General features: G+C 61.5%; 21 protein-coding genes. 2 read left to right on the forward strand and 19 right to left on the reverse strand.

What is annotated here, in order from left to right:
• Nucleotides 1-772: 772 nt before the first annotated feature.
• From HNR55_RS14745 to HNR55_RS14755, 3 genes are all read right to left on the reverse strand, one after another.
• Nucleotides 773-997: a hypothetical protein gene (locus tag HNR55_RS14745; protein WP_166116644.1), complete on the reverse strand. Its 225-nt coding sequence runs from the start codon at nt 995-997 to the stop codon at nt 773-775.
• An 85-nt stretch (nt 998-1,082) separates the two neighbouring features.
• Complete coding sequence (locus HNR55_RS14750) at nt 1,083-1,739, reverse strand: hypothetical protein (RefSeq protein ID WP_166116646.1); 657 nt, start codon at nt 1,737-1,739, stop codon at nt 1,083-1,085.
• Nucleotides 1,736-2,092 carry a hypothetical protein gene (locus HNR55_RS14755; protein ID WP_166116647.1) on the reverse strand — a complete coding sequence of 119 codons (357 nt, stop codon included), beginning with the start codon at nt 2,090-2,092 and terminating at the stop codon, nt 1,736-1,738. The genes HNR55_RS14750 and HNR55_RS14755 overlap by 4 nt, the downstream gene beginning before the upstream one ends.
• Nucleotides 2,093-2,259: 167 nt before the next feature.
• Here HNR55_RS14755 and HNR55_RS14760 point away from each other — a divergent pair, with 167 nt between their 5' ends.
• Entirely contained in the window at nt 2,260-2,649 is a 390-nt protein-coding gene (locus tag HNR55_RS14760; RefSeq protein WP_166116649.1) for a hypothetical protein, read from the forward strand.
• On the opposite strand, the gene HNR55_RS14765 is transcribed toward HNR55_RS14760, so the two are convergent.
• The 9 genes from HNR55_RS14765 to HNR55_RS14805 form a co-directional block, all read right to left on the reverse strand.
• Nucleotides 2,574-3,500, reverse strand: coding sequence for an ArdC family protein (locus tag HNR55_RS14765; protein ID WP_166116651.1), 927 nt, complete (start codon nt 3,498-3,500; stop codon nt 2,574-2,576). The two genes, HNR55_RS14760 and HNR55_RS14765, sit on opposite strands and share 76 nt — an antisense overlap.
• 246 nt (nt 3,501-3,746) lie before the next feature.
• Entirely contained in the window at nt 3,747-4,004 is a 258-nt protein-coding gene (locus HNR55_RS14770; protein WP_059025006.1) for a DUF2312 domain-containing protein, read from the reverse strand.
• 74 nt (nt 4,005-4,078) lie between these two features.
• A complete protein-coding gene (locus tag HNR55_RS14775) occupies nt 4,079-4,531 on the reverse strand; it encodes a transcriptional regulator (protein WP_166116653.1) in 453 nt (150 codons plus the stop codon).
• A gap of 79 nt (nt 4,532-4,610) precedes the next feature.
• Complete coding sequence (locus HNR55_RS14780; RefSeq protein ID WP_166116655.1) at nt 4,611-5,957, reverse strand: DUF1173 family protein; 1,347 nt, start codon at nt 5,955-5,957, stop codon at nt 4,611-4,613.
• On the reverse strand, nt 5,950-6,480 hold the full coding sequence (locus tag HNR55_RS14785; protein WP_166116657.1) for a hypothetical protein: 531 nt from the start codon (nt 6,478-6,480) through the stop codon (nt 5,950-5,952). The genes HNR55_RS14780 and HNR55_RS14785 overlap by 8 nt, the downstream gene beginning before the upstream one ends.
• Nucleotides 6,481-6,501: 21 nt before the next feature.
• Nucleotides 6,502-7,164 (reverse strand): HD-GYP domain-containing protein, encoded by a 663-nt coding sequence (locus HNR55_RS14790; protein ID WP_166116659.1) that lies wholly within the window; start codon nt 7,162-7,164, stop codon nt 6,502-6,504.
• Nucleotides 7,165-7,211: 47 nt separating this feature from the next.
• Entirely contained in the window at nt 7,212-9,239 is a 2,028-nt protein-coding gene (locus tag HNR55_RS14795) for an ATP-dependent helicase (RefSeq protein WP_166116661.1), read from the reverse strand.
• Entirely contained in the window at nt 9,217-9,930 is a 714-nt protein-coding gene (locus HNR55_RS14800) for a hypothetical protein (protein ID WP_184382759.1), read from the reverse strand. Before HNR55_RS14800 ends, HNR55_RS14795 begins: the two co-directional genes overlap by 23 nt.
• 103 nt (nt 9,931-10,033) lie before the next feature.
• Entirely contained in the window at nt 10,034-10,999 is a 966-nt protein-coding gene (locus HNR55_RS14805) for a DUF3991 and TOPRIM domain-containing protein (RefSeq protein WP_166116665.1), read from the reverse strand.
• Between the two features lie 701 nt (nt 11,000-11,700).
• On the opposite strand from HNR55_RS14805, the gene HNR55_RS14810 reads away from it, so the two are divergent.
• On the forward strand, nt 11,701-11,964 hold the full coding sequence (locus HNR55_RS14810) for a WGR domain-containing protein (RefSeq protein WP_166116667.1): 264 nt from the start codon (nt 11,701-11,703) through the stop codon (nt 11,962-11,964).
• 4 nt (nt 11,965-11,968) lie between these two features.
• On the opposite strand, the gene HNR55_RS14815 is transcribed toward HNR55_RS14810, so the two are convergent.
• From HNR55_RS14815 to HNR55_RS14845, 7 genes are all read right to left on the reverse strand, one after another.
• A complete protein-coding gene (locus HNR55_RS14815) occupies nt 11,969-12,232 on the reverse strand; it encodes a hypothetical protein (RefSeq protein WP_166116669.1) in 264 nt (87 codons plus the stop codon).
• A 4-nt stretch (nt 12,233-12,236) separates the two neighbouring features.
• Entirely contained in the window at nt 12,237-13,217 is a 981-nt protein-coding gene (locus HNR55_RS14820) for a DNA/RNA non-specific endonuclease (protein WP_242005631.1), read from the reverse strand.
• Nucleotides 13,214-13,450: a hypothetical protein gene (locus HNR55_RS14825; protein WP_059024887.1), complete on the reverse strand. Its 237-nt coding sequence runs from the start codon at nt 13,448-13,450 to the stop codon at nt 13,214-13,216. Before HNR55_RS14825 ends, HNR55_RS14820 begins: the two co-directional genes overlap by 4 nt.
• 83 nt (nt 13,451-13,533) lie before the next feature.
• Entirely contained in the window at nt 13,534-13,914 is a 381-nt protein-coding gene (locus tag HNR55_RS14830; protein WP_166116671.1) for a hypothetical protein, read from the reverse strand.
• A gap of 20 nt (nt 13,915-13,934) precedes the next feature.
• A complete protein-coding gene (locus tag HNR55_RS14835; RefSeq protein WP_157065392.1) occupies nt 13,935-14,111 on the reverse strand; it encodes a hypothetical protein in 177 nt (58 codons plus the stop codon).
• Complete coding sequence (locus HNR55_RS14840; RefSeq protein ID WP_166116673.1) at nt 14,108-14,380, reverse strand: hypothetical protein; 273 nt, start codon at nt 14,378-14,380, stop codon at nt 14,108-14,110. Before HNR55_RS14840 ends, HNR55_RS14835 begins: the two co-directional genes overlap by 4 nt.
• A gap of 184 nt (nt 14,381-14,564) precedes the next feature.
• On the reverse strand, nt 14,565-14,870 hold the full coding sequence (locus tag HNR55_RS14845; RefSeq protein WP_166116675.1) for a DUF5983 family protein: 306 nt from the start codon (nt 14,868-14,870) through the stop codon (nt 14,565-14,567).
• Nucleotides 14,871-14,969 lie beyond the last annotated feature (99 nt).

Raw genomic sequence — 14,969 nt, forward strand, 5'->3', positions numbered from 1 at the left:
AAGCATTGTGTTTGAACGGCCGTCCACATAAATCCATAGGAGGGACCCGAGGGCCGTGCGACACGACCGCCAAGAGTCTGGTGGCGCGCGGCCCTTGGGAGGTCCCTGTGGAGTTGTGGGCAGCACACGGGAACACGGTGCTCCATACCCGCGCAAGGCACGCCAGACAGGCGTCACAACCGGTTGCGTCAGACTGCAAGAGCGAGCGGAACTGCCCTCGTACAAACAGAAAGAACAACCAATGATGTCACCGACTGAAACTACTCGCACACCTAAGGAAAACCCTCGTCAGCCTGATCAGGCCGCCTGTATGCGGTCCGCTTCTTCTTCCCTGCGCGAAAGCCTTACAAATCTGATGCGGGGGTTAGTCTGTTTCTTCTTCGAACTCACCGAAATATGTCTCAAGGCGTTTTTCATTTTCCTGTTTGTGATTTTATGCGCTTTATTCATTTTCTTTTTGGGAGATTACATTTTCTGTAATAGCGCACACACAGAGCGCTTCGGTACCATTCTCAGTATTATCGCTCACTGTATAACTGCGCAGGGCGTTCTTTTCTTTGTGGTTCTGTACGGAATTGCATCACGCTGCAGGAGATTCCGGACTGATCTCGACTCAGTCGCCTCAATAACCGTTGGTAGAACCCAGACCCACACCCCGGACTGACCCAGCCGTTGCCGGTGTCCTCTGGACAACCGGCAACACCTGCTCGACCTTTTCCAAACACAGGAGCCAGACATGGCACGACAGAGCGACCTGTTCGGATGGAAGCGGTCACGCAGTGCGCCGCGCATCCTCGCTCACCTGACCGATTGCGGCGATCACGGCTGTGTTTACCAGTCGGGTATGCGCATGGTCGCACTCTTCACCTGCCCCCGCTGTGAGTGGGAAAGCCGCTGGATCGAAATGCCCAGCGTTACAGCCTGTCGCAAAGGCATCGCCTGTGAGCCGTGCAATGCTGAACGGGCCAAAACCCGGAACAGCGTTGGACGGCCTCACGAACCATCTAATAGCGCGCCTGCGCGTCAGCATCCTCTGCGTAGGCCCGCCAGCGCGCGCACCAGTTCGCCAGTTCCGGAAAACGCTAAGGCAGTTCATCCACATCGAGCCACGCCTTCGCTCCGATCCGGCCATACGCGGTAATGTCGCTCATAACCGTCACCTGCGTAGAGACAGTATGAAGCACGATATTGCGGACGGGATCATACAAAGTATTCGGCCGCTCCCGCACCCACGCCTCCAGAACACGCCACGGGCCGATGTCGCGCGGACCCGGCGGGATGCCACGAAGCCCTGAACCCACCCGGGCAAAAGGCCGGATGTCGGCGATGCTGTCATCGGATTCAAACAGCATAACACGGGTGGTTCTGCGCCCCGGCCGGTTCCGTGTCACACCCAGCAGAGCAGCGAAATACCCACTCCTGCACACGCGGCCTGCCTGCCAGATCTCAAGACCCGTTTGCGCATAGCGCGACGTGTCATCAGGGTTATCCCATATCAGGGTATGCACCAGCCGGGGATACCGGCGCGTCAGGCGGGTCATCAGCGGCACATGGAAACTCTGGTGCATGGGCTCCAGCCCGAAAGACAGCAGCGTTCGGGTCGTGCGGATCCCAAAGACCGGGGGTGGCCAGCCCCCCGTATCGCGACACGCCGCACGTAACCAGTCCCGTAATGCCGCACGATCGCGCGCAGGCCCACGCACCTGTACGCGCACATCAGGTAGCCCCATGTCGCTCATACGCTGCCCTCCCTGCGGGTAACGGCAAACCAGTGACAATACCATTCCCCGTCACCCTGCGGCGGGGGCGGGGCATTGCGCTGCACATGCTGGCCCGGCAGGCCGGGAACCGCCTGTTCAACCAGAATACGCATCATGCAGGCCAGTGCTGTACGATTATGCTCGGGTATGTCTCTGCCATAGCAGACACGCACCAGTTCGTCGGCCAGACGCTCCCGCGCGCTCCAGACCCTGTCGCACGGAGCAATCGAAACCGAGATCAGGGCGGCCTGTTGGCCCCTTACCAGCACGTCGGCGGGCATGTTTGAGGGAACACCTCTCCACAGCGGAGTGACGGCGATCTGTTTGTGCATTGTTCTGTTTCTCCTTCACCCCTCTGCCGCTGCATGGGATCGGGGCGGGGGCAACGGGCGCGCGAAGCGCGAGCCTGCGACCGTTGCGGCCGCCCCGATCCCATGCGAGGCGTCACAACGCTTTGTGGCACCCTATTCGCCTGTTCTTTTCTGCTATGGTTTTTCTGATGCTTGTCCTGCGCACCTTTATTGCCCGTACCCGTCCTGTCGTTTTACTCTGCTGGTATGGGGTATCCGTTTTCGGGCTGAGCCTGCTCGTGCTTTACGGCATCCTCGGCATCGGCCTTCAGGCCAGCCTGATGGTTGTCGCCAACACGCCGCGCCTGAGCCTGCCCGCCCTTTACTGGCTTTCGCATCAGAGCAGCGCGCAGCTGCTCGATGCGATTGCCCGCAAGAGCCAGATCATCGACCAGCTCTTTCGCGGGATCAGCGGCGTCATTGCCCTGGGTGCTATGGCGCTGCGCCTCTGGCGTCACCGCCGTCACGCCGCAAGCCGCGTGTCCACGGGCGACGCTTGCGCTGCGGCCAGCAAAAACTCCACGGCAGTCGATGCGTGACGCGCCGCTGTAAAAATAGCCCGCTTGTCCGCCTTCATGATTTTGATCCAGCTCTGAAGATACGCCGCATGACGCGTGGTCGGCGGCACACCCTTCACAGCACAGATCTGTGCCGCAGCCAGTTCGGCGACAAGCTCTTCCATCTGGTATGCCGCATCACCAAAACGCTGGCCGAACGTCCTGTCCAGACGGTGCGCGGCACCTGTCCAATGCGCCAGTTCATGAGACTGAACCCGGAACAGGTCAAAGGCGTTTTCAAAGGCCTGCGGCTGCGGACACTGGATGTAATCGCGTGAGGGAACGTAATAGGCTTCATCGCCCCCAAACCGGATGTCAGCCCCGGTCGCGGCGACAAATGCGTCCAGTGTCGCATTGGCGACAATCGGCGTGCTGATGACATGCTCCGGCACGTCGACCCCCTCGATCTGGTCGAGATTAAAGACGGTGTAACGCTTCAGAAACGGTACCGCACGCGGATCTTCCTCACTCCCCTCGGAGCGCTCACGCTCACTCTGCGGGACATAAGTGGATGCTTTCACGATCATGGTGCCACGTTCACCGCGGCGCACATGCCCACCCACCTGCATGGCCTGTCGATAGGTCATCCAGCGGCTACTCGAATAGCCCTTCATCGCGCCAGAAAGCCACAGCAGGATGACATTGATCCCCGAATACCGGTTCGTCGTCAGGGCGTTTGTGGGCAGACCGGCAGCCCCCGTTGTCTTCCATGGCCGTGTCCAGGGCAGCGTGCCACTTTCCATCTGGGCAAGAATGGTCTGCGTCACCTCGGCATACAGGTCGAGACGTTCGCTAAGGGCATCAGTGTTTGTGGATGTGCTGTTTCTGGCCATGTGTTTTTTCCTTCCTGACGTCGCCGCCCGAAGAGGCGGCTGATACGCAACCGGAAGGGGTCGCCACAGGTAGGCCAATCACGCGCAGCGCCGTAGCGCAGCGAAGGACCGCAGGTTGATTGGCATGCCGGCGGCCCCAGAAGGGCGTGTCAGCCGCCCCTTCGGGCGGCCAAGTCCCTTCTGAGTGTTTCCTTTGGTTTTATTCCCTCTTTTTCCTTGGCATATCCTTGTCGTGAGCCGGATTGCCTACATTCCCAGCGCACGGCGGTAGATATCGAGCAGGGTTTCCTGCTCTTCCACTTCCGAAGGTTCCTGTTTACGCTGGCGGATGATCTGGCGGATGACCTTCACATCGAACCCCGCCGATTTGGCCTCGGTGAAGATGTCCTTGATGTCGCCGGACAGCGCCTTGCGCTCCTCCTCAAGCCGTTCCACCCGCTCGATGATCGAGCGTAGCCGGTCTGCGGCAATGCCGCCTACGGCTGCATCCACACTGGCATCCATGGTGCTGTCCTCAGCATTGTCCTCATGAAAATGTCCATCCAACATGATCTGTCCTTTCGTGTTAACGCGGCCCGTCAGGGCCGCGGATAAAGCCGATGGCCGTCTTCGAGCAGTTCCAGCCACCGGGATTCCCGCGCGTTCAGTGTCTCACCTGCATCCAGACGGCGCCGCAAAGCGGTGCGATGCTCACCCAGATACCCCGCAAGCTGGCGTTCCGACCAGCCGATCACCAGCTGAATCCGCAACACCCCCCACCGCCCCAGAGGTGGCCGGTTACCACCCGGGCGGACAGTGATCGCCAGCGGAGAGGGATAACGGACATGAACCGCCTGCAGGGCGATCAGCCACGCCCGAAACGGCTCAGGCATCCCCCCTCTCCGCATCCACCTCGTAATCTCATGGCGATCATAACCCGAACGCCGCGACAATTGCTGGAGCGGCCAGCCAATCCGCACCAGAGCCGTGCCGATCAGCACAGCATCGCCGTGGCTGACAGGCCGCTCCCCGGGTTTATCCAGAGCGGTCACAACTTGCACACCATTCTGCCCACAGATTCTGGGGATAACTTCCGGTCCCATCCTGCCAGAAGAGGTGAGACGACATGCATTACACATCCTCTTCCCCACCCACGCGCGCCAGCGCTGGCGGGAAGGCGGGCCACCGATCAGGAGACGCGACAGCATCCCAGCTCCACCAATTCTCCTGCCCGTAGACCTCGTCGTAATAGCGCGCCTTTTCTGCCCGGCGGGCCGCATAGGCTTCATCTGCCCGCCCGAACACCTCCATGGGTGTGCCGCGCGGATCTCCGGTATCCCTCAGCACAAAGTCCGGCAGAACCGCATCACGTCCAGCATCGAAACGTAGAGGCCGGATAAAGCTGCGGTGCTCGTCCACCAGTGCTCGGGCAATCGCCAGTTCATGGCCACTCGACACGGGTGTGAGCGTATCAGGCTCGACCTCCATCAGCGCGATGTCATCCGCGCGACAGCGCACCAGTGTGACCCCCCGATCCAATCCCACCCGCACAGTGGCCGTCACCAGCCCCACAACCCGGATAGCCCGCTCTGCGCGGGGTAACGCCAGGGCCGCCATGGCCATCGGATAGCGGCGCGTGAGACGCTCATGCCAGACAGCGGCTGCACTGACCCGCAGATGATAGTCCTGAACCCCATCGAAACGCAGTGAGCAGAACTGCCGGCCCCTGGTCCAATCCACCACTGCGATGTCGTCCACAATCCCCAGCAGCAGAATCCGCCACGTGTCGCCGCAGCTCCGCGCGGTCTCGCGCAACAGCGCAGGACCATCCTCATCGCCATAGCCAATCATGGCCAGCCTGTCTGACAAGGTCTGGTTGCGCGCAGGCACAATCCGCACAGCGGCTCTGTCGAGTGCTTCACGGACAAAAGACCAGCGCCGCCTGGCGCGTCCCAGAGCAGGGCTCCAGCCATTCAGACCAGCCTCCTCCCAGAGCAGATGCAACAGGCCCAGCTCGGTCATGCGCGCCTGTCGCACCGCTCCCTGCCCGCCCCCCTGTCGCGCGGCCTGCGCAGGCTCCGCCGGGGCGGCCGCCACGTCGAGACAACGCAGCCCCCGGCGCAGGGCAATGCCAATCCTGCCATCATCGCGCTCACGGACCACGCCATCGGCGTATCCTCCCCGACCATCACGCCGCGGGTCGGCCTCGTGGAAGGAACAGGCGACAGCGTGCAAAGCCCCCTGATTGCGCAGGCGCGCCAGATGATAGACCTCAACCTGACGACCATCACGCGGGCGCAGACAGCGGTGTACGGACAGCCCCATCGGCTGCCCCTGATAGCGACAGTCGCAGACTGGTCGCTCGTCTCCACCCCATGCCTGCGCCAGGCGGTGCTGCCAGGCGCCTGCCCTCTGCGGGTCGGCGTCCCATGACCGCCGCCCCCGCGTCCCATCAGGGAACGTCACCCAGTCACGCATGACGCACATCCGCAAAAATCCGACCAGATGCGCCGTGCCGCACTTCCATCGCCATCCGGCGGCTGATCATGCGGTAATGACCCGAAGCCTTCGCTTCACAGATCAGCCCGGCTTCCTCAAGCTCCACCAGCGCCGCACGGATCTGGGGCACAGGCAGAAGTAAGTCGTCAGCCAGTTCAGTGGCATCCGCACCTGCGCGACGTTCGCTGGACAGGACACCGATAATGAGGTCAGCCGTCACATCCGCACGCACCGCACTGGTCTGTGGCATCCACGGCACGGCCGCATAGACGCTGTGGCCAAGGGATGCGACTTCGCCCGCATCGAGGAGACTGCGCAGCACCACGGGGAAGGCCCCCTTCATTTCGGCGGGCACGCAGGCACGCAGCTCAAGCGCTGTATGCGGGCTTCTTTTGAGGGCGTCACGCACCCTGGTAATGATCTCGCGACGCGCCTGCTGCTGTTCGGCATCGCTCAGCTTGTCCCACATACGCGGGGTAATGATCTGTTTTTTTCGGGCCATGGGGCGCCTCCTGTCTGTGGATCAGGGCTTGAGTATCGCTGGTTCCGTTGTGACGGCGTGCGGAAGCCCCGCCTGAGCGCGCGCCTGCAGCAGCTCCGGCCAGATCCGTAGAGCGAGATCGGTCAGAATGGGATCAAACTTCACACCCCGCCCCCTGAGCACGAGGGTGCGGACAAGGTCGGGCGGCATCGCCGATTTGTAGACGCGCGGAGACGCCAGGGCGTCGATGAAATCCGCAATGGCGACAAGCCGGGCCAGCAAAGGGATGGCCGCACCGGACAGCCCAATCGGATATCCAGACCCGTCCCAGTTCTCGTGATGGAGCAGCACGCAGTCCGCGACATCCTGAGGCACCTCGTCCAGAGCCCGGCACAGGATCTCCAGCCCCAGAATGGTGTGCAGACGCATGATCGTCCATTCGGCAGGCGTCAGCCGCCGGGGCGCATCGAGAACTTCTGTCGGGATATGACGTTTGCCAATGTCGTGCAGCTGCGCGCCCAGAGCGAGCAGTGCTGTCGAAGGCAGGCCCTGATGAGCGTAACCGAGGACCTGAGCCATGCCGGCGACACGATTACCATGGCCATCAAGGTCAAGACCGGCCTGTTGTGCCAGCGCCCGGAGCTGGCAGTGTTCCGAACCAGGTGACAACTCTACCTTGGTTGCGGACGGGCATATGGGTGTCATGCATACCAGTCTGCCTGAACCCGTTGTGACGCTGTTCTGGAGGTGCGCTAGATCCCCAGGGCCTCATCCAGTGCGGCCCTGTTCGCCAGAGCTTCAGCACGACTTGTCGCCTTGCCCAGCCAGCCCGAATACCGGGCCTGAGGCGGGATGTCGCCGACAAAGGGCGACATGTCGGCCGAACGGCCATTGCGCCACGCGCACCAGCTGATGGACACACGCGCCCGCCCGCGCGTCAGCGCGACATAAGCCAGCCTGCGTTCCTCGTCGAGATTGGTCGGCGACAGACCGGGAAACAGCGTGTCCTCCCACCCCATCAGGAAGACATGCTCGAATTCGAGGCCTTTGGAGCCGTGGATCGTCATCAGGCGGACCCGCCCCTGCCCCGCCTCGGTGGCGGCCGCGGCACCAAGGGCTGCATGATCGAACAGATCCTCGACACCGGTGAACTCCATGGCCAGAGAGAACAGTTCGTCGAGATTTTCGAGGCCGGCACCGCCGTCCTCCCCCGCTGCGCGCAGCATATCCAGATACCCCGAGCGCTCTGCCAGGATACGCATCCGCGTCCCCAGTGCGGTCTCGGTGCTGTGCGCCTCCTCACGGATCATGCGCAGGAATGCACGCACCCGCTCGGCTGTTTTGCTCTGACTGGTGGCATAAATCTTCTCGGCCGCCACAAACAGCGAGACGGCTTCATCCCGGGCCAGCTGCTCAATCCGTGCCAGTGTCCTGGCCCCCACGCCTCGGGCAGGCTGATTGATCACCCGCCGGAAGGCTTCATCCCCCTGCAGGACATCGGGATTGTCGGCCAGACGGAGAAGGGCCAGCACGTCCTTGACGACTGCGCGCTGCCAGAAGGCCGTATCGTTGACCAGTTCGTAGGGAATATGCGCGCGCAGCAATTCCTCTTCGAGCATGCGGGAGAGAAAGTTGTATCGGTAGAGGATAGCCATGTCCTCCAGAGCGACACCGAGCAGCTGGCGACGACCGATCTCGCGTGCCAGACCCTGCGCTTCCTGCTGGCCTCCCGAGAAGGCGACAATCTCGATGGGGGCGCCCTCACCCTGTTCGGTAAACAGGGTCTTGTCCAGACGGTTGCTGTCGCGGGCGACAACGCTGTTGGCCGCGGCGAGGATATGCCCCGTGGAGCGGAAATTCTGTTCCAGCGGGATCATCCGCCCATTGGGGAATTCGCTCAGGAAGTCGCGGATAAAACCGACACTGGCGCCGCGCCAGGAATAGATCGACTGGTCGTCGTCGCCTACGGCAAAGAGCTCCCCGTGATCACGCGACAGGAGTTTCAGCCAAAGATATTGCAGACGGTTCACGTCCTGGAACTCGTCGGCCAGTATGGCGTCAAAGCGACGTGCCCAATCGAGACGGTACTGCTCGTCGCGCAGCATGGTTACGGTCGGCCATAGCAGCAGGTCACCAAAATCAGCGCAGTTCACTTCCCGCAATGCCGCCTGATACGCCGGGTAGAGGGCGGCGGCCATGTGCCAGGCCATCAGGTCCTCATCGGTTTTTGCCCCAAACCGCGCGATCTGGCTGTCCAGCACCGCTTCTGCCTGATCAGGTAGCACCAGACTGTCTTTCATCAGAGCAATCCGCTGGGCAACCGAACGCACGCGGGCACGGAACGTGTCGGCATCACCCGGATCCCATGCCCCGTCATCGGCAGCCCGTTGTAACAGGCGCCTGACGATCCGGCGGCTGTCCTCGGCATCACAGATGTCGAAGCCCGGACGCAGCACCGCAATCTCGGGATCAGCCCGCAACTGGCGACGACCATGCCCGTGGAATGTGCCAATCCACGAGGGGGCAGCCCCCAGACCCAGTACGGCGTTAATGCGCGTGCGCATTTCATCAGCGGCCTTGTTGGTAAAGGTCACCGCCAGAATACGATGAGCGGGCATGCCACGTCGCACGATCCTGTCCACCACGCCGGCGACAAGGGTCTTTGTTTTGCCAGTGCCTGCACCTGCGAGCACAACAACCGGGCCTTCCTGACGGGCGGCCTCACGCTGCATGGCCGTAAGGCCAGCCAGCGCATCCTCAGGCACGCCGCTTGAGGTCATAATGCTCGCCTCCTGTCAGGAACGCCACGGAATCCGCCTGATCGGCCAACAACCCCACCGTTCGGCCAGAGGGTAACAGCAACTCCACGGACTGATCCATATCCCACACTCCGTTTGAATTCAGCGTGCCGTCGATGATCAACCCACGGTAGCATTTATCCTGAAACCGCAACTCCACGAACGTATCAGGCATAGGGCCACACCCATGAATTGCAGAAAATGCTGCCCAATGTGCCCGCAGCGCAGGCCGGGCCGCCCATGCGACGCTGGCAGCCTGCAGCTCTTCGAGGAGCGCAATACAATCGGGACGGCGCGGCCCGACACCCGGCGCCCGGCCCTGTTCACGTGCGGTCACGGTCGCGCCATCGACCTTCAGGAATGTGCCTGGGTGGCGGGCACGCCCCGTGAACAGGACAAAGTCTGTCGTCAGGTCCCACTTCCCCTTGGCAAAACGGCCCGCGACAACCAGCCCCGAGACCTTCCTGCCCGTCCCGTCCGTGAAGGAGGCGATCGTCCAGGGGATTTCGTGACCCAGTCCGGGGGTGCGCTCCAGCCAGCTGGCGAGTTCAGGATGGCTAAATAGTGCCTGCTGGGCCGCACTCACGTCTTCGCCAATGTTGGAGAGGAAATCCAGCGGATCACTGTCGTCATAGGGGTTGGGCTCGTGCGAGCGAGGGGTCATGTTTGGCATGGAGAAGTCCTTGCTAAAGTCGTCGCCTGATCCGGGGCGCGGGACATACGCACCACACCGGATCAAGCGTCAGTATTGATCGTCTGTACAGTTCAGGTGTGTTTCACGCAGCCTGTGCCCGGTTTTTGAGTGTCTGGTTGAAATCTTTGGCGCGATCGGGTGGCAGGCGACGCATGAAGGCGACACCCGCGTCATCAGCCAGACGGTAAAGCGTGTCAGCGAACGCGTTTCCGGCATCATCGTCATCGGTCGCGACGACCAGCACCGCATCCGGCAGGGCTTTCATGGCCGCCAGATGGGTCTGGATTGCGGCAATGGTCTCAGGCCCCATCCCCCCGGCGGTGGAGGCGTAGAGCGTGCCAGGTGCGCGGACCTGATCCAGCGCTGCAAAGGACAGCGCATCGATTGCCGCTTCGCAGATCACCAGACGACGCACCGGCTGAACACTGCCCGGCTGGAAGCGGAACAGGGTTTTGACTGAACCACCCAGACAGATATGGGTTTCAGGCCCACGCAGCTCCGCCCCGCAGACAGCACCCTGCGCGTCCGTATGGGCGAACCAGGCCGCATGATACCCGTCACGCAGGCAGCCCTTGGCGACTGCCGCACGCACGATGGCTTCGGGCAGGCAGCGCTCGCGGATCAGATAGTTCCACACCTTCCCACCCCGGTAGAGCGACTTGCGCTCCGCCCAGCGTTCGCCAGGGCTGCGCTCATCCGTCCGTTCGGCCTTTTGTGCGACATAAACCGCTCCCTTGGGCTCCACACCGACCAGTGCACCGAGTGTCGTGCAGACTTCGTGCCATTTCATGGAGGGGTCGAGGCGGCGGCACAGTGCAAAAACATCGCCGCTGCTATCGGGCGTGCCACGCGGGCTCTGGGGATCCCACCAGCCCTTGCCGCCATGGTTGACGATGATGTGTTCGTCGCCTTTGCGATATTTGAAGCAGCGCTTGGTGCTTTTCTCCAGCACCAGAAGAAAGTGATGGTTTTCGAGCAGGGTTGCGCAGGAGACGCCGTTGACAATGGTCTGACGATCCTGTTCGGACAGTTCAAAACGTTGATACATCTCGGGGTCTCCCTTTACATGGCCATGAACCAGAATTCGTTCTGGTTCATGTGCCTTTACTTCCTTTTTTATAGCACGAATGGCCATGCCCACCAAGGAAAAACGACAGAAAACAGCCATTTTTTTGCGGTTTTTACTATTATTTTCTTAAAGTTCTCCACATTTTTTACTTCGTTTACTCTTTGATACTCATCCGCGACATGAAACCCGAAGTGTTCGCACGCAACCAGCCAATCAATACTGATTTCTGGCAACCCCACACTGGCGCGCAGGCCCGGACACGACGGACGTCCCAACCACGACCAACTGCACGGGAGACAAAATCGCCCCACCCCACTCCTTGCCTCCTGAGCAAAAAGGCCACCTCCCCGGCACAAGGGACTGGCTGCACCAGAGGGCGCGTGGGACGCGCCAGCCGTAGGCCGCCGTAGGCGTCTGGTGAACCCACAGACTGATCGCGCGAAAAGAACACCGCTCAAACCAACGCATCTGGAAAAACTCCGCCTGGATCACACTCTGTCCAGTCTATGGCAGCGCGTTGTGGCGCTCTTTTGCACCCTGCGTCTCTCGCAGCACCCCCTTGAGACCCCGGACGGTTACGGGTCTCATCGGGGACGCTGCATTCCCCTTAGGAAGCCGGTGCTGGTACTCCCCTCAAAGGCACGCTATGCTCAGGGCGTGAGCCGCATGAAGAGCATGGCATGGAACAGATCCCGCTTTTTCCTCTGGAAGCCCGGCTGACGCGCATCGACGCCGCGCGGAACACGTGGCGATTTTACGAGATGAGCATCCAGCATGATCTGTTCGGGGGTGCTGTCCTTGTCCGGCGCTGGGGCAGGATCGGTACCGCAGGGCGCCTGCGTCTGGACCTGCACGCCAATGAAGGCGCTGCCGCCAACGCCCTTGGCCGTCTGCTGCGCCTCAAGATCAAACGCGGCTATCGCTGGGCCTCAGCGGCCTCTTAACCCCTCAGGTAAAGGGGTTGGTCATCGAATGGGTCCTGGGGGCGACCTGCGCGTGATCAGGCAGCGCCGGTTCAGCCTCCAGCCGCGTGACAACCGCATTAAGCAGGACCGCCAGCGCGCGGGCATTGTCCAGTCCGGCCCGGTCACGCGTAATATCCAGACGCCCATACACGCTAACACGCGCAGGATCATTTTCCACGGTCATCTGATCAATGGTCTGCACCTGTGAGTCAGGTCCAAAGGGGGTGAAGGCGTTAGATGACGGCATGACCTTACTCCTGCTCCTGTTTGAGCGCATCTCTGAGCGCCTTCATGCTGGCACGCGCAAGTTTGCGTTCCAGACGTTTCTGCAGACGCTCCCACTCACGGTTCTCCTGCGAGCGGGGCGCATATGGACTGGCCTGAGGCTCGGGCAGCGCCATGGCCTGCGCTTTCACAGCCTCTCCGAGACCGGGGAACGGGTCAATCCCGATCCGGGCTGTCAATGACGCGACACTCAGCGTCTGACAGGTAGGATGATCCGTATTCTGGCACAGATAGGCCCCGGCTTCGTGCCTTACGGGATCGTAGACCGCTTTCCATGTCGCCGTTGGCACCAGCACATTGTCACCGATGGCGCGGCGACTGCCGGTAAAATCCGGCCCCGTCACCACGTAGACCCCACCCTCGCGCAAGGCCATGATCCGCACAGCCATTTCCACCCCCGTCCAGATCCCTTCATTAAGGGCTGCGGTCTGGGGCACGACATTGGAGAGCGTATAGGTCTGTTCCTGCGTCTCAACAGTCCCCGCATCGGCCGATGGCGTCATGTGCCCACGGTCAAAGCCTGAGCGTCGGTAATCCGCAAGCGTTGCACCATCTCCTGCTGGCAAACGGTCATCCGCCACAAATGTGTTTGTCGTGCGGCCAATTCTACGTCCACCCCGCACGGCCGCCGCATCGAGATACTCCGCCGACCAGAGCGGTTCATGCACCTGCCCGGAATTGAGCACGGCATAGGCTGCATTACACAGTAACGTCGTGCGGGGCTGAAGTTTTTCGTTCACAAGCGCAGGCAGTGCATTCTCCGGCCCGAACTGGGAGCAGGTCTGCGCGGCACGAACGGGAGCGGCCGTCAGGATCGTCAGACCTGTGAGCAGGGCCACTCCTGACACACGCAGCGGTATGCGGAACACGATCTTTCTCCATTGAAGCCGACTGTGACCGGTATCATGCCGCGCCTGGGCCATAGGTACAAGGGCGCGCGCGCTCATGCGGCCAGATCCTGCAAAAGCGTGCGGGCCACACGCCCAGCCCGGGCCGCCCGGCGGCGCAGAGCCGCACGCTCGGAAGCCCGCAGAAACCCCTCGCCCGCATCGCTCTCCAACTGCGCCTGCTCACGCAACAGAAGCCGCGCGGGTTTCATGCGCGAGAGCGGCTGTGCGCGATGCATCTCCCGCGGCCCAAATTCCACAAATGTCACATTGGAGAGTGTCTGACGCACCATACTCTTTTCTCCGTAAAGCAATAAAACTGACAAGCCGCACAGTCCCCGCCCGCATGGCAGGAACGTGGCTGCCAAAGACAGGCCTAAGCCGCCTGCCGGATCCGAAACTCCCGGTGCCAGCGCACCACATCGGGCAGCGACGGTCGCACCAGCTCTGCCGTCTCATCATCCACGGCAATCAGGCTGCGCACAGCCACCTCATGCACCGCGCCATCGGCAAGGCGACGGATCAACGCGCGATCCGAACGCCCCGAGATCACCCGGTCTTCCCAGCGCCGTGTCACCGGATTGAACCGTGTGGCTGCACAGACCCCGTTGAGGAAGGCCAGCACCTGCCAGCGCACGGATCGTCCATGGTCGAGATATTCGGGAAGACGATAGAGCGCACCCGCAGCAATCGGGCCAACACGCAGGGGGTTGTCACGGGGCGCAAACCAGCGCCCCGCATAATACTGTCTGAACATCTTTTTCTCCGATGAGCACGTCAGCGCAGAGCCATGAAGGCCTGTCGCGCCATGGCAATGGGATGATCAGCGGCAATGGCGGCCAAAATGTCAGGGCCCACCAGTATTCCGCATATCACCACGACCAGACTGAATGTTCCGAGCACGAGCCCGACCACGTCTCTGATGTCCTGTCGGGTCTGAGGAGAGAGCTTCATGCGCCTTCTCCTTTGCGAACGTCCTTTGCAGACGAAACACATTTGCCGCGACTGGCCCGGGCCAGTGGTAAAAACTCGTTGGCGCTGGTTCCGGGGAGGTCAGGCAAGGGCACAACCTGCGTCTCGTTTTCTGCCCGGAAGATGTGGGGGTGGTTTGCAACCCGGAACTGGTTAAGTCCGACCTTTTTGTATGTTTTCCCGTGTGGCGTGGCCGCAAACCGGAATCGTGTTCCCACCAGAAGGCTCTTGAAAGTGACAGGATCAGACATCGTTTTCTCCTTTTGGATTTTTTTCTGACCCTTTCAGCCACCTCATAGTCCGGCGCGCAGGTTAAGGGCGGCGCTTGCGCCGGGAGCCTGCGACGAACCCTTAGCCTGCGTGACGGACTATGAGAGGCGTTTTTTTCTTCTGTGTTTTTGTTTTTCTGTTTTTATTTCTTTGTTTTTTCATGTTTTATTTTCTCTGGACGTCATAAGTCTGAATGCCGTCAATCTGCAGGCCGTCACGGTCGAACAGGACATAGGCACAATCCTGTGCGCGCGCCGCGTCGAGAATGGCCGCAAGGCCAGGCGAGGCGTGTTCCGCCGCCTGAAGCTCCGACGACGCGTAAATCAGCCACCCATACGGCCCAACGAGACAGGACAGACCATCCGCGCCCCCTGTCTCGATATAACGCTCGAGAAGCGCTCGGTCCCTGGGCGAGAGATGGGCGGTGCTCACATCGGCAAAGCGCTCAACTGGCAGGTCAGGTGTCGGCATGACCGGAAATCCTCATTGCAAAAGGACAAAGCCCCGCGTGAGCGGGGCAGACCGCAGGGCCACCCGCTTAGGCCCTGCATTGGACAGGAAGCCCCTGCC

The sequence above is a fragment of the Acetobacter lovaniensis genome, from assembly GCF_014207635.1.
In the GTDB taxonomy this organism is placed as follows: domain Bacteria; phylum Pseudomonadota; class Alphaproteobacteria; order Acetobacterales; family Acetobacteraceae; genus Acetobacter; species Acetobacter lovaniensis.

What these genes read in the sequence shown, in the direction of transcription:
- HNR55_RS14780 (WP_166116655.1), bottom strand. Translation starts at nt 5,957, where the DNA reads ATGCGTGACTGGGTGACGTTCCCTGATGGGACGCGGGGGCGGCGGTCA.
- HNR55_RS14835 (WP_157065392.1), bottom strand. Translation starts at nt 14,111, where the DNA reads ATGAAGCTCTCTCCTCAGACCCGACAGGACATCAGAGACGTGGTCGGG.
- HNR55_RS14755 (WP_166116647.1), bottom strand. Translation starts at nt 2,092, where the DNA reads ATGCACAAACAGATCGCCGTCACTCCGCTGTGGAGAGGTGTTCCCTCA.
- HNR55_RS14805 (WP_166116665.1), bottom strand. Translation starts at nt 10,999, where the DNA reads ATGTATCAACGTTTTGAACTGTCCGAACAGGATCGTCAGACCATTGTC.
- HNR55_RS14845 (WP_166116675.1), bottom strand. Translation starts at nt 14,870, where the DNA reads ATGCCGACACCTGACCTGCCAGTTGAGCGCTTTGCCGATGTGAGCACC.
- HNR55_RS14795 (WP_166116661.1), bottom strand. Translation starts at nt 9,239, where the DNA reads ATGACCTCAAGCGGCGTGCCTGAGGATGCGCTGGCTGGCCTTACGGCC.
- HNR55_RS14765 (WP_166116651.1), bottom strand. Translation starts at nt 3,500, where the DNA reads ATGGCCAGAAACAGCACATCCACAAACACTGATGCCCTTAGCGAACGT.
- HNR55_RS14840 (WP_166116673.1), bottom strand. Translation starts at nt 14,380, where the DNA reads ATGTCTGATCCTGTCACTTTCAAGAGCCTTCTGGTGGGAACACGATTC.
- HNR55_RS14750 (WP_166116646.1), bottom strand. Translation starts at nt 1,739, where the DNA reads ATGAGCGACATGGGGCTACCTGATGTGCGCGTACAGGTGCGTGGGCCT.
- HNR55_RS14800 (WP_184382759.1), bottom strand. Translation starts at nt 9,930, where the DNA reads ATGCCAAACATGACCCCTCGCTCGCACGAGCCCAACCCCTATGACGAC.
- HNR55_RS14760 (WP_166116649.1), top strand. Translation starts at nt 2,260, where the DNA reads ATGCTTGTCCTGCGCACCTTTATTGCCCGTACCCGTCCTGTCGTTTTA.
- HNR55_RS14825 (WP_059024887.1), bottom strand. Translation starts at nt 13,450, where the DNA reads ATGGTGCGTCAGACACTCTCCAATGTGACATTTGTGGAATTTGGGCCG.
- HNR55_RS14785 (WP_166116657.1), bottom strand. Translation starts at nt 6,480, where the DNA reads ATGGCCCGAAAAAAACAGATCATTACCCCGCGTATGTGGGACAAGCTG.
- HNR55_RS14790 (WP_166116659.1), bottom strand. Translation starts at nt 7,164, where the DNA reads ATGACACCCATATGCCCGTCCGCAACCAAGGTAGAGTTGTCACCTGGT.
- HNR55_RS14820 (WP_242005631.1), bottom strand. Translation starts at nt 13,217, where the DNA reads ATGAGCGCGCGCGCCCTTGTACCTATGGCCCAGGCGCGGCATGATACC.
- HNR55_RS14810 (WP_166116667.1), top strand. Translation starts at nt 11,701, where the DNA reads ATGGAACAGATCCCGCTTTTTCCTCTGGAAGCCCGGCTGACGCGCATC.
- HNR55_RS14815 (WP_166116669.1), bottom strand. Translation starts at nt 12,232, where the DNA reads ATGCCGTCATCTAACGCCTTCACCCCCTTTGGACCTGACTCACAGGTG.
- HNR55_RS14830 (WP_166116671.1), bottom strand. Translation starts at nt 13,914, where the DNA reads ATGTTCAGACAGTATTATGCGGGGCGCTGGTTTGCGCCCCGTGACAAC.
- HNR55_RS14770 (WP_059025006.1), bottom strand. Translation starts at nt 4,004, where the DNA reads ATGGATGCCAGTGTGGATGCAGCCGTAGGCGGCATTGCCGCAGACCGG.